Source organism: Komagataeibacter sp. FNDCF1, from assembly GCF_021295335.1.
GTDB lineage: Bacteria > Pseudomonadota > Alphaproteobacteria > Acetobacterales > Acetobacteraceae > Komagataeibacter.
In genome coordinates this window covers 1,002,856-1,016,102 of sequence record NZ_JAIWOT010000001.1, presented here as the reverse complement: position 1 = coordinate 1,016,102, position 13,247 = coordinate 1,002,856, and the positions used below count along the sequence as shown (strand labels likewise).

The following is a 13,247-nucleotide window of genomic DNA, read 5'->3' as shown; positions in this document are numbered from 1 at the left end:
TATTCAGCCACGCTTGTCAAACGGCGTGAAATCGCGTTCCGGCGCGCCGGTATAGAGTTGGCGGGGGCGGCCGATGCGCTGGCCCGGCTCCTCGATCATTTCCTTCCACTGGCTGATCCAGCCCGTGGTGCGGGCCACGGCGAACAGCACGGTAAACATGCTGGTGGGAATGCCCATGGCCTTGAGAATGATGCCCGAATAGAAATCGACATTCGGATACAGGCTGCGCTTGACGAAATATTCGTCGTGGATGGCGATTTTTTCCAGTTCGATCGCAAGGTCGAGCAGCGGGTCGTCCTTGATCCCCAGTTCGCCCAGAACTTCATGACAGGTGGCCTGCATGATCTTCGCGCGCGGATCGAAGTTCTTGTACACCCGGTGGCCAAAGCCCATCAGGCGCACGCCGCTGTTCTTGTCCTTCACCTTGGCGATGAATTCGGGGATGTTGTCCTTGTGCCCGATCTCGGCCAGCATCTTCAGCACCGCCTCGTTGGCACCACCATGGGCGGGTCCCCACAGGGCCGCGATGCCTGCCGAAATACAGGCAAACGGATTGGCACCGGTGGAGCCTGCCAGACGCACGGTGGAGGTGGAGGCATTCTGTTCATGGTCGGCATGCAGGATCAGGATGCGGTCCATGGCGCGTGCCAGCACCGGGTTGACCTTGTACGGCTCGCTGGGCACGGCGAACATCATCGACAGGAAGTTTTCCGCATATGACAGGTCATTGCGCGGGTAAACGAAGGTCTCGCCCTGCGTATATTTGTAGGCCCATGCCGCAATGGTCGGGATCTTGGCGATGATGCGCAGCGCCGACTGGTAGCGGGTGGCAGCGTTCGAGACATCCAGACCTTCATGGTAGAAGGAGGACAGCGCCCCCACCGTGCCGCACAGGATGGCCATGGGGTGGGCATCACGGCGGAAACCGTTGAAGAAATTGCGGATCTGCTCATGCAGCAGCGTGTGATGCTTGATGGAACTTACGAACGCGTCGTATTCGGTTTTCTTGGGCAGTTCACCATTGAGCAGCAGGTAGGCCACTTCCATGAAGGTCGCCTGCTCGGCCAGCTGCGCGATGGGATAGCCGCGATGCAGCAGGATACCCTTTTCACCGTCGATGAAGGTGATCTTGCTGGAGCATGAAGCCGTTTCGCCATAACCGGGATCATAGGTGAATACCCCTGCCTGCGCGGGCAGCTTGCGGATGTCGATGACATCCGGGCCAAGCGTGCCTGACAGCATGGGCAGGCTGATATTCTTGCCATCCAGCGACATTGTGGCGGTTTTTCCGGACTCGCTCATCTACAACACTCCTCTTGGGTGTCACCGCGGCGTGCGCATGGGCACGGGGCGACACGTGTCTCCAACCTCCGGGCAATCTGCCGTTCGTGCGGCAGTTTGTAAGTGTGCCCAAATTTATTTACCCGATGGCCGCACGGGGCGGCTGGCATCAGGCCTCGGCACAGACGATAGGAACGAAACCCCTGCCGTGGCAATCCACCTGCACGGTCACGGGCAATGACATTATTGGCAATACAGGTCCTGAAGACGGATTTCGCTGTCCGTGGCCGTGTTCCATGGCTTCCCGGTGGTGAAACAGGCCATTGCGGCCGGTGGAAAGCCCTGGTGCAGCGCCGGTTCCAGTGCGGCCGGGCACCGGCCTGCCGCCCAGTGGCAGACCAGTGCAGAAAGGCCAGGATTGTGACCTAATATAATGATATTGCTGCATTTATCCGGAACCTCATACAACATGTCCCGGATGGTGTCGGTGGTGGCGTCATACAGGGCGTTCACATGTCGGATAGCGGGCTGCCGATCGCCATAAAATGATCCGATGCCCTCCAGCGTCTGCAGCGTGCGCAGGGCAGGGCTGACCAGTACCAGGTCCGGCGCGAAGAGACATTCGCGCAGCCACGCCCCGCAGCGGGCCGCCATGTCATGGCCCCGGGCGGTAAGGGGACGGCGCATGTCGGCATGCTGGCCCATCTCTCCAAAGGGGGCGGGAGCCGCCTGCGCGTGGCGTATCAGCACCAGCTGGCCCGCAGGTGATGCGGGGCGTACGGCTGTGTCGGTCATGGGCGGCTTACCGCCCTTCGCTGGCGGCAATGGCTTCGTGGTGGCGGATTACCTCACGGATGATGAAGGCAAGGAATTTTTCCGCGAAGTCAGGATCAAGCTGGGCGGCGGTGGCAAGCTGGCGCAGGCGGGCGACCTGGCGCGCCTCACGCGCGGGGTCGGCGGGCGGCATGTCATTGGTGGCCTTGAGTTTGCCCACCGCCTGCGTGTGGCGGAAGCGTTCGGCCAGCATGTAGATCAGGGCGGCATCGATGTTATCGATGCTGCGGCGCAGTTCCTCCAGCTTCTGCTGGGCTGCTTCATGCTGGGCCTGGATGCTGTTCATCGGGGTCGATTTTCCTTTGTGAAATCAGGGTATCATGCAGGGGGCTGCCTACAGGAGCGGTGGCAGGTCGATCCATGCCAGATGCCCGCCCTTGCCAGCACCCGTATCGGTAAATATGGCCCGTCCGCCCATGCGCCCCTGGCGGACCCATGGCCGCCCGTCGGTCGAGCGGCGGTCATGCCCGCAATAAACCGTATAGCCTGCCGGGATGTGGTCTACCCAGTTCAGCCGGCGCTCGGGGTAGCCGTCCTTCTGCATCCGGCCCGTGGTCTCGCCAAACAGTGCGCGCGAAAGCAGCGGGGTCACCGTGCCCAGACCCGGCGGCGGCAGTTCGCCCAGCATGCGGGCATGAAAGCCCCCATGCACGAATATGGACTGCCCGATCACGATCCACGCGGGCGCGCGCGCCAGGTCGGCCAGCGCGCGCTGGTGCACGTCGGCGTTCTCCTCGGCCATGAACTGGGCCAGCGTTTCCATGAGCGGGGGGTCACGGCGCTGTCCGGGCCGTAATCGATCAGGTCGCCCAGCTGTATGACAAAACGGTCCGTCGCGGCCGCGTGGCGGAAGGCATGCAGGTCACCATGTACGTCGCCCACCACCCGCAGCTTCCTGCCAGCCAGCAGGCCGGCCAGCGGGTGCGCCGGTACCGTGATGGCGGGCATCGGGTCATCCCTCACGCCCGGGGGAATGGCCGCGCCATCCCGTGCCATGACAGGCCGGTGGGAGGGAAACCGACGTCTCAAACGAAAATCCTCTCCTGCTTCGGATGGCCGTGCCGTGTGCGCCGCTGCCCCTGGTCGGGTTCGGCTTCCTATTATTCACAAGATTGGTCACCATGCACTAGGGGGAAGAGGCAAGAATGTATCCTTAATGACACAAAACGGTTGCATCCGGGTAACGGCATTGTACAGGGGCCGCAGATATGTTGCTAAATATACATACCAAAAATACCGCTGGCACATAGCCGGCGCATGATGGAGCAAACGTGAAAGCGTCAAGGCCGGTCAGTCCCGTGTGTCACACTCTTTTGTTGTGACGTGGCCCACGGGAGGGAGAACAGATGTTGGCGTCATGCTGAAGTGGAACGCGGCGTCGTGACAAGGGATGCAAAGGGAATACCCACATCCGGCGTCGGGGCGCAGGCAGGGCGGGCAGGCCCGGATTATGGTAGGGGAGACGCGCCCCGCCCGGGCAGCCGCGGCTACGGCATACGACATATCCGGCGCAGGCTACGCCGGCTGGACATAACGATAAGAGTTTTGAGGGAAAGTTCATGATCGACCACACCCGAATCCGGAATGCGGCGCTCCGGGCCAAGATCACCACCGCCGAGCAGGCGGCCTCCCTTGTCCGCCCGGGCAGCACGGTCGGCACCAGCGGCTTCACGGGCGCAGGCTACCCCAAGGCGGTGCCGCAGGCGCTGGCGGCGCTGATGGAGCGCGAGCACGCCAAGGGCAATGACTACCGCATCCGGCTTCTGACCGGCGCCTCCACCGGGCCGGAACTTGATGGCGCGCTGGCAAAGGTCAACGGCATCTCCTTCCGCATGCCCTACAATTCCGATCCCGGCCTGCGCGCGCGCATCAACAAGGGCGAGACGGAATACCTGGACATGCATCTCAGCCATGTCGCGCCGATGGCGTGGGCGGGATTCTTCGGTGAGATCGACACCGCCATCATCGAGGCCACCGCGATCCGTGAGGATGGCAGCATTGTCCCGTCCTCCTCCGTCGGCAATTCCAAGACATGGCTCGACACCGCCAGGCAGGTGATCATCGAGGTCAACAGCTGGCAGGATGCCGCACTCGAGGGCATGCACGACATCTGGTACGGCGCCGCCCTGCCGCCGCACCGCCAGCCCATCCCGCTGCTGCGCCCCGATGACCGGATCGGTGGCACATCGCTGAAGGTGGACCCGGCCAAGATCGTGGCGATTGTCGAGACCAATGCGCCCGACCGCAACGCTCCGTTCTCCCCGCCGGACGAGACCGCGCGCGGCATTGCCGGCCACCTGATGGAATTCTTCCGCCACGAAGTGAAGATGGGCCGCCTGCCGCCCTCGCTCCTGCCGCTGCAGTCCGGTGTGGGCAACGTGGCCAATGCCGTCATGGGCGGGCTGGAGGAAGGGCCGTTCGATGACCTGACCGCCTACACGGAAGTCATTCAGGACGGCATGCTGGGCATGCTGGAAACCGGGAAGATGCGGGTTGCCTCGGCCACGGCGTTCTCGCTCAGCCCGGAAGCGGCGGAATCGCTCAATGCCCGCATGCGCGAGTTCCAGAAGAAGATCATCCTGCGCCCGCAGGACATCAGCAACCATCCCGGCCTGATCCGCCGCCTGGGCTGTATCGCCATGAACGGCCTGATCGAATCGGACATCTACGGCAACGTGAACTCGACCCAGATCATGGGTTCGAAAATCCAGAACGGCATTGGCGGTTCGGGCGATTTTGCGCGCAACGCCTATATTTCCGTGTTCATGACGCCGTCCACCGCCAAGGGCGGCAAGATTTCCGCCATCGTGCCCATGGCGTCCCATGTCGATCACATCACGCAGGATTCGCAGGTACTGGTGACCGAGCAGGGCCTGGCCGACCTGCGTGGCCTCTCGCCCAAGCAGCGCGCGGAAGTGATCATCGCCAACTGCGCCCACCCCGACTACCGCCCCATGCTGCAGGATTACTACAAGCGTGCGCGTGCGGGTTCGTTCGGCCAGCAGTCCCCGCATCTGCTGACCGAAGCCCTGTCGTGGCACCAGCGCTTCATCGAGACCGGCAGCATGATGCCGTAATGCGCCGGAGGGATGCGGGTCGGACAGATCCGCTCCCTTCGCCCACGGGGCATACCGAAAGCCATAAAAGTTTTTGGTGAGGCTTTTTTCAAAAAGCTTTGCAGGACGCCGCCTTTTTGAAAAAAGGCGGCGCCCGGAAGCTTTTATTCCTTATCGGTCCCCTAGCGGGCAGGTTCGCCGTCCACCATTTCGGTGGCGCGTTCCAGATCAACCGACAGCACGCGGCTCACGCCACGCTCCTGCATGGTCACGCCATACAGCCGGTCCATGTGCGCCATGGTCAGCTGGTGGTGGGTCACGACCAGGAAGCGCGTGCCCGCTTCGGCCACCATATCAGCCAGCAGCGCGCAGAACCGGCCCACATTGGCGTCATCCAGCGGGGCATCCACTTCGTCCAGCACGCAGATTGGGGCAGGGTTGCAGCGGAACACGGCAAAGATGAGCGACAGCGCGGTCAGTGCCTGCTCGCCGCCCGACAGCAGGGAAAGCGTCGCCAGCTTCTTGCCCGGCGGCTGGGCATAGATTTCCAGCCCGGCCTGCAGCGGGTCGTCATTGCCCACCATGCCCAGATGGGCACGGCCACCGTTGAACATGCGCGCGAACAGCGCCTGGAAATGCTGGTCGATCTGGGAGAACACGGCCATCAGCCGTTCCCGCCCCTCGCGGTTGAGCTGGCCGATCATGCCGCGCAGGCGGGCAATGGCGGATTGCAGTTCGTCCCGTTCATGCAGGATGGTGTCGATCTTGCCTGACGCATCCTGTGCCTCGATCTCGGCGCGCAGGTTGACGGGACCCAGTTCCTCGCGCTGGCGCTCAAGGCGGGTGACCCGGCGGCGCAGGCTGGTTTCGGCCCCCGTGCTCAGGTCGGCGGCCACCACGCCAGGCGGCGGCTCGGATTCCGCCTGAATCTGGGCCAGCAGAAGCTGCGCCTGTTCGCACCTGCCTTCGGCGCGGACCAGTTCCTCACGCGCGGCAATCAGTGTGTCCTGTGCCGTGCCGCGGGCCTGCTGGCGTTCAGCCGCACGGGCCTGCGCCACCTGCAGGGCCTGTGCTGCCGCATCGTGCCGGGTGGCATGTTCTTCCAGTTCGCTTGCGATTGCGTCGCGCCGTTCACGCACGGCCACGGGCAGGGGGGCCACGCGGTCATGTTCGGCCTGCGCGTTGTGCAGGCGGGCCCGTGCGGCTTCGGCTTCCAGCGCCGCTGCTTCCACGCGGGCGGTCCACTGGGTCATTTCCTGAGCCGAGGCATCGAAGCGCTGGCGCAGGGTCGCGTTTTCCGCCTGAAGCTGGCTCAGGGCTTCACGTCGTTCATCATCCTGCGCCTGCACCGCTGCCGCCTGCGCGCGCAGGGCGGCAAGGTCATGCTCCAGTTCCACGATGTCGGGCAGGGCGGCAAGATGCGCGCGGGCAGCCTGCTCGGCTTCTTCCGCCTGGTCCAATGCATGGGTCAGGTCGGCCATACGGGCACGCCGTGCTTCAAGCCTTGCGCCCGTCTCGCGCATTTTCTGCTCAAGGCTGGTGCGTGCGGTGCGTGCCTGTTCCAGCTGTACGGCAGTGGTCTCGACCGCTTCACGCGCATGGCGCAGGGCCTGTTCCGCATTGGCGGCGTGCGTGGCCGCCTGCGTGGCGGCTTCCTGCGCTATGGCGGGGGCGGGCAGGCTGGACAGATGTTCCTGCCGGGTGGCGTATTCCCGGGCCAGCGCATCGCGGTCGGTGTCCAGCCGGCTCAGTTCGGGCAGCATGGATTGCAGGCGGGTTTCGGCCCCGTTATGGCTGGCCAGGGTGGCATGCAGCGCCTGACGGGCGCGTTCCAGCGCGGCTTCGGCCTGCTGGCGTGCCGTGCGCAGGCGGCTTTCCTCGGCCTGTGCCTGTGCAGCATGGTGCTGTGCCGTCTGCTGGGCCTGCGTCAGTTCAACCGTGTCCGGCAGGGCTGCTTCCTGCGCGCGGGCACGGGCCAGGCTTGCGCGGGCCTCGTCCAGTGCGGCCTGCGCGGTCTCGTGCTGCACGGACAGCGTATGGATCTGTGCTGCGACGGTGGCGTGCCGCCGGGACAGGTCGGCTTCCTCCGTGCGGGCGGCCTGCAGGGCATTCTCGGCACTGACGCGGGCCTCGCGTGCCGTATCGAGTGCGTGGGCCGCCTTCTGTCGCGTGGCGGCGGTGGTCGTCATCGCCTCATCCAGCGTCGGGATTTCGGCTTGGACCTGTTCCAGTTCCGCACGCAGTTCGCGCAGGCGGCCCAGCTGCTTCAGCCGCAGGGCCGCGCGTCCGGGCAGGTTGGGTGCCTGAACGTAGCCATCCCACCGCCACAGCGCTCCCTCACGCGTGACAAGGCATTGCCCGGGGGCAAGACCCGCCTGCAGGGCGGCACCATCCATGCCTTCGGGCAGCAGTCCCGCCGCACCCAGCGCGCGCGACAGGGCATGGGGCGCTTCCAGCAGGGTGGACAGCGGACTGATTCCCGCTGAGGGAAAGGGGGCAGGCGTGCCGGGCGGCAGGTCATGCCATTCACGTGGGGCGGACCCCTTCACGGCGGCTTCAAGTCCGTCGGACAGTACCACGGCCAGAGCGGTTTCCAGCCCGGCGGGCACATGCAGGTTTTCGGCCAGTGTCACGCCGGTTACGGCGGTCTGTTCCGTGTCGCTTTGCAGGGCACGGGCCAGACCATCGGCTTCGGCTTCCAGACCGGACAGCCGGGCGCGGGCCTGCGCCAGCCCGGCCGTATGCGACTCTTCCTCCCGCGTTGCGGTGATCAGGGCGGATTCGGCGGCGTCCATGTGGTTGCGCGCGGTTTCCAGCGTGTGCTCGGCGGCCTCTCGGCGGGCTGTTAGCGCATGCAGGGCGGAATCGGGCACGGCCTGCGCGCGTAACTGTTCCATGCCGGTGGCCAGCGTTTCCACCTCGCTGCCCGCACGGGTGTGGGCAGCCTGCGCCGCGCGCAGGGATTCCTCGGTCGCCTGCCGGGTGGAGCGGGCTTCCTTCAGGCGGGCATTGGCCTGGATTTCAGCCTGCGTGGCCTGTGCGCGGGCTTCTTCCGCCGCCTCCAGTCCGGTGCGGACGGTGGCCAGCGTGCCCTCCGCATCGTGCAGGGCCTGCGCCAGACGGTCACGCTCGGCCTCGGGCACCAGACTGGCGCGGGCCTGCTCCACCCGGGCGCGCAGGGCCGTCACGTCACGCTCCAGCGCGTCAAGCCGGGTCTTCACGGCACTGGCGTCATGGGTCGCCTGTGCGTGCAGGCGGGTGCTTTCCGTGGCGGCGTTGCGCGCCAGTCCGGCCTGCAGCACGGCTTCCGAATGGGTTCGGGTGGCCTCTTCACGCGCGGCGAGTGCTGTGGTGGCCCGCGCCGCCGTATCGGTAATCCGTTCCTCATGGGCCGCGATCGCGGCTTCGGTTGGCATGTCGGATTCAAGGGCCATGATCTCGGTGGCCAGTTCCCTGTGCTGGGTGGCCAGGCTGGCATGTGTTGCGGTCGCCGCTTCCAGTGCCGTGCGGGCCTGTGTGGTCTGCAACTGGGCTTCGCGCAATGTGGTGGTGGCCTGTTCCACACGGGCGGCCATGTCCGCCGCCTTCTGGCCCAGCGCCGTCCGTTCCGCCTCCAGGGCGTCGCGCAGGGCGGGGAGGGCGGCCAGCCGTTCCTCCACCTGTGCACGCTCGGCTTCAAGCTGTGTCAGCATGACGGTTGCGTCATCACGCCGGGCCAGCGCCTGCGCATGCACGCCTTCACATTCGTCAAGGCGGCTGCGGGCCGCGGCCAGCGTGGATTCGGCGCTGGCCAGTTCATCGGCAATGGTTTCGGCCCGGACCTTGAAGCGTTCAAGGGCGGTGCGGCGCGTATCCAGTTCATCACGCAGGGCCGGAAGGGTCTGCGTGATTTCAAAATCGGCAATGACGGCGTTTTCCGCCATTTCCTCCGCCGCCCTCAGGTCTGTGCGGGCGGTGTGGAGGGCGGATTCGCTCTCCGCCACACCCTTGTGGGCGCGTGCGTGAAGCAGGGCGAGCAGGGCGGTTTCCGCTTCCCGCAGCCCTTGTGAGAGTTCGCGGTAGCGCGCGGCCTGCCCGGACTGCTCGCGCAGGTCGTCCAGCCGGGATTCAAGCTGGATGCGCAGGTCTTCCGCCCGGGCCAGGTTGGCTTCGGTCGCACGCAGCTTGAGTTCGGCTTCATGCCTGCGGCCATGCAGGCCGGTAATGCCGGCGGCTTCCTCCAGGATCGTGCGGCGTTCCTCCGGCCGGGCATTGACCAGCGCGGAGACGCGGCCCTGGCTGACCATGGCCGAGGACCGCGCACCCGATGCCAGATCGGCAAACAGGGTCTGCACGTCGCGCCCGCGCATGGTGCGCCCGTTGATGCGGTAGCCGCTGCCCGATCCCCGCTCGGCCCGGCGGGAGACCTGCAGTTCGTCCTGCCCCTGAAAGGGGGCGGGAGCGACTTCGGCCGTACCCTCCAGCGTCAGGGTGACATCCGCCATGTTGCGCGCGGCCCGCGCGGTGGTGCCGGCGAAGATCAGGTCATCCATCTCGCTGCCACGCAGGGAGCGGGCATTGGTCTCCCCCATGACCCAGCGCAGGGCTTCGACCACATTGGACTTGCCGCAGCCATTAGGGCCCACGATGCCGGTCAGCCCGGGCAGGATATCAAGGGAAACCGGGTCGGCGAAGCTTTTGAAGCCTGCGACGCGCAGCCGGACGAAACGGGCGGTCATGATGGAATGGTCCCGGTCAGTGGCTTGCCGCCTCGACCTTCCGGGCAAACTCGTCGTAGGTCAGTTCCTGCGCGACCTGCTCCCTGTCATTGAAGCGGAAGGTGGGGGTGCCGTCGATCTTGTACTGGGTCTGGGCGCGGTCCTCCTCGTCCATGATCGCATGGCGCAGCGTATCGTCATGGATGGTCTGCTGGAACAGTTCGGATGACATGCCGGCAAGCGCCGCCATCTTGCGGATTTCTTCCTGTGATTCCTCCGGCGTCTTGCCAAAGGCCCAGTGGTCCTGGCTGGACAGCAGGGCAAGGACGAACGGCTCATAGCGTTCGGGCGGCAGGCTGCGGGCCACCATGGAGGCGGTCAGCGCCACCTGGTCCAGCGGGAAGTCGCGGAAGATGTAGTATACCTTGCCCGTGTCGATCAGCTTGCTGCGGACCTCGGGAAAGATGTCGGCGGCAAAGCGGGCGCAATGCGTGCAGGTCAGGGAGAACCATTCCTCGACATGGACCTTGGCAGACGGATTGCCCACCGCGCGGATCGACAGACGCGGATCGGCGGTCTGCGCCATGGCCCGACCCGAAAGCAGGCCGCCGCCGGCAATCAGTGCGGGGGCAAGGGCAAGCAGGGTGCGGCGTTTGATGGGCATCGCGGTCAACTCTCCGGTATGGGCTGGGGCGGGGCCATGCGCGCCCCGGCAATGATGCAAGTGTAGAGAGGCGGAGGGCGGGCGTAAATCCACCCTTTCGCCCGTGCGGCGCGCCGGACTTATGACCGGGTGGCGGGCTGGGCCTTGGGCTGCGGGCCGTCCTGCGGTGGCAGGCGCACGCGCACGCGGCGGATATGGCGGGCATCCGAATCAAGGATGCGGAAGACCATGCCACTTTCGTGTGTCACGATCTCGCCGCGTGTCGGCACATGGCCCGCCAGGCGGAACACGAGCCCGCCCACGGTCTCGATCTCGGCCTCGCGCTCGTCACGTGTCAGCACGGGGCCGACCTTTTCCTCAAAGGTTGCGACGGGGGTGCGGGCATCCACGTCCAGCGTGCCGTCGGGGCGATCACGGATCATGTTGACGGTCGGTTCGTCATGCTCGTCCGATATGTCACCCACGATCGTCTCGATCAGGTCCTCGATGGTGACCAGCCCGTCAATGCCGCCATATTCATCAATCACGAGGGCAAGGTGGACATGCCGCACGCGCATCTGCAGCAGCAGGTCCAGCACGGGCAGCTGGGGCGCGACCATCAGCGGCTGGCGCAGCAGCGGCTCCATGCGGAAGGCTTCCGATGTGCCGACATAGGCAATCAGGTCCTTGACGTGGATCATGCCCTCGATGTTGTCGAGCTGCCCGCGATAGACCGGCATGCGGGAATGGTTTTCCCGCCGCATCATGGCCAGTGCTTCGTCCAGGCTGATATCGACGGGCATCGCCACGATATCGGCGCGCGGGATCATCACGTCATCCGCCGTGATGCCACGCAGGCGCAGCACGTTGGCCAGCAGGGCGCGTTCCTGCCGGTCCAGTTCCGAGGAACCGGGTTCCCCTTCGTTCCCCGCGGCATCATCGGCTTCCTTGACCAGCGCGGCAATGGAATGGCGCAGTCCCTGTTCGGCGCGCCTGCGGCTGAACAGTGACAGGAATCCCCTGCCGCGCGACCCGGACGGAGGTTCCGCGCTCCCCGCGCCATCATTTCCCGGCCTGCTCATGAGCGTGCCCCCCGCGCCGTGGCCATGCGGCCGGGTTTCCACGGATTGGCAAAGCCCAGGGTGGACAGGATACGGCCTTCTTCCATTTCCATTTCCCGGGCCTCGCCGGGGTGATGGTGGTCGTACCGCGCCAGATGCAGCACGCCGTGAACAACCAGATGCGCCAGATGGGCCGCCATGCTGCGGCCTGCCGCACGGGCTTCACGCGCGACCGTTTCAAACGCGATGATGATGTCACCACCCCACAACCCGCCGGTGGCGTGCGCGGGGGCATATTCGAATGTCAGGACATTGGTGGGCCTGTTGCGCCCGCGATGCCGCCAGTTCATGTGCATGACCGTACGGTCATCCGCCAGCACGACCGTGACCGGCCCGCGCTCGCCCGTGGCGTCCAGCGCGGCATTGACCGCGCGGGTGACAAGACGGGCCGGGTGGGGGACGGCGCGATGCCAGCGCCTGTCCGCCACGGTTATGTCGGGCCCGACCGGAATGGCCGTGGGGCCGGGCATGTGCGCCCGCCCCGGTGCATCCGCGACCCCGCCGGAACGGGCGGGGCCAGTGCTACTTCGAGGTTTCATTGTTCTCCTGCTGCGACCGGGCGCGGTGGGGGCGGTCATGTGCCCCGGCGCGCTGGTCGTATGCCTCCACTATACGCGCCACCAGCGGGTGGCGCACCACGTCACGCGATTCAAATCGCATCATGCCGATCCCGGGGAGGCCGTCGAGCGTCTCGACCGCTTCCCGCAGGCCGGATGTCACGCCACGCGGCAGGTCAACCTGGCTCAGGTCGCCGGTAATGACCATGCGCGTGCCTTCCCCCATGCGGGTCAGGAACATCTTCATCTGGGCGGGGGTGGTGTTCTGCGCCTCGTCCAGAATGACAAAACAGTGTGCCAGCGTCCGCCCGCGCATGAAGGCGAGCGGCGCCACCTCTATCTCCCCCGTACCCATGCGGCGGATTACCTGGTCACCCGGCATCATGTCATGCAGCGCATCATAGAGCGGGCGCAGGTAGGGATCGATCTTTTCCTTCATGTCGCCGGGCAGGAAGCCCAGCCGCTCGCCCGCTTCCACCGCGGGGCGTGAAAGCACGATGCGGTCCACCTGTCCCGCCTGCAGCATGGCCACGGCCTGGGCCACGGCCAGGTAGGTCTTGCCGGTGCCGGCGGGGCCAAGGCCGAATACCATTTCCTGCCGGGCCAGCATGTCCATGTACTGCCCCTGTCCGACGGAGCGCGGGGCGATGGGGCCGCGCCGGGTCATGATTGTGGGCAGGTCCGCAAGTGACGGGCGGGGCGGGGCGACGGGCGTGCGGGCATCGTGCATGGTTGCTATGTCCCCTGCTGTGGTCGCGGTGGATGGGGCGGAGAAGGCATGCGCCGCCATGCGGATGGCGGTATCCACGGCAGCCGTATCCACCACCTGGCCCGTGCGGGCGCGGCTGTAGAGATCGGTCAGCGTGCCCTGTGTCAGTGCAACCCGCTGGGCCGCACCCGTAATGGCGATACGGTTGCCCCGGCACGCCAGCCGGACATCAAATCCACGTTCAAGATGCAGGAGATGACGGTCGTGATCCCCCACAAGCTGTGCCAGCAGCGCATTGTCCTCGAACTGCAGGGTCACGGTGCGGTCATTCGCCGCGGCCGCGCCATGA

General features: G+C 65.9%; 9 protein-coding genes and 1 pseudogene. 1 reads left to right on the top strand and 9 read right to left on the bottom strand.

Translation table 11 applies throughout. From position 1 onward, the window contains the following. Window positions 1-3 precede the first annotated feature (3 nt). The 4 genes and pseudogenes from gltA to LDL32_RS04720 form a co-directional block, all read right to left on the bottom strand. On the bottom strand, window positions 4-1,302 hold the full coding sequence (gene gltA / locus LDL32_RS04735) for a citrate synthase (protein ID WP_233064834.1): 1,299 nt from the start codon (window positions 1,300-1,302) through the stop codon (window positions 4-6). Between the two features lie 222 nt (window positions 1,303-1,524). Continuing rightward, window positions 1,525-2,076, bottom strand: a complete 552-nt coding sequence (locus LDL32_RS04730) for a histidine phosphatase family protein (RefSeq protein WP_233064831.1) — start codon at window positions 2,074-2,076, stop codon at window positions 1,525-1,527. A 7-nt stretch (window positions 2,077-2,083) separates the two neighbouring features. Beyond that, window positions 2,084-2,401: a chorismate mutase gene (locus LDL32_RS04725; protein WP_233064829.1), complete on the bottom strand. Its 318-nt coding sequence runs from the start codon at window positions 2,399-2,401 to the stop codon at window positions 2,084-2,086. A 48-nt stretch (window positions 2,402-2,449) separates the two neighbouring features. After that, a pseudogene (locus LDL32_RS04720) lies at window positions 2,450-3,063 on the bottom strand (phosphatase). A gap of 611 nt (window positions 3,064-3,674) precedes the next feature. Here LDL32_RS04720 and LDL32_RS04715 point away from each other — a divergent pair. After that, window positions 3,675-5,192: an acetyl-CoA hydrolase/transferase family protein gene (locus LDL32_RS04715; RefSeq protein ID WP_233064828.1), complete on the top strand. Its 1,518-nt coding sequence runs from the start codon at window positions 3,675-3,677 to the stop codon at window positions 5,190-5,192. 161 nt (window positions 5,193-5,353) lie between these two features. Here LDL32_RS04715 and LDL32_RS04710 read toward each other — a convergent pair whose 3' ends face one another. From LDL32_RS04710 to LDL32_RS04690, 5 genes are all read right to left on the bottom strand, one after another. Beyond that, window positions 5,354-9,889: an AAA family ATPase gene (locus LDL32_RS04710; protein ID WP_233064827.1), complete on the bottom strand. Its 4,536-nt coding sequence runs from the start codon at window positions 9,887-9,889 to the stop codon at window positions 5,354-5,356. 16 nt (window positions 9,890-9,905) lie between these two features. Then, window positions 9,906-10,532, bottom strand: coding sequence for a thioredoxin domain-containing protein (locus tag LDL32_RS04705; RefSeq protein ID WP_233064826.1), 627 nt, complete (start codon window positions 10,530-10,532; stop codon window positions 9,906-9,908). 119 nt (window positions 10,533-10,651) lie between these two features. Next, window positions 10,652-11,593 carry a hemolysin family protein gene (locus LDL32_RS04700; protein WP_233064824.1) on the bottom strand — a complete coding sequence of 314 codons (942 nt, stop codon included), beginning with the start codon at window positions 11,591-11,593 and terminating at the stop codon, window positions 10,652-10,654. Beyond that, complete coding sequence (gene ybeY, locus LDL32_RS04695) at window positions 11,590-12,102, bottom strand: rRNA maturation RNase YbeY (RefSeq protein WP_233068704.1); 513 nt, start codon at window positions 12,100-12,102, stop codon at window positions 11,590-11,592. Before ybeY ends, LDL32_RS04700 begins: the two co-directional genes overlap by 4 nt. A gap of 52 nt (window positions 12,103-12,154) precedes the next feature. Beyond that, window positions 12,155-13,216 (bottom strand): PhoH family protein, encoded by a 1,062-nt coding sequence (locus LDL32_RS04690; protein WP_370636748.1) that lies wholly within the window; start codon window positions 13,214-13,216, stop codon window positions 12,155-12,157. Window positions 13,217-13,247 lie beyond the last annotated feature (31 nt).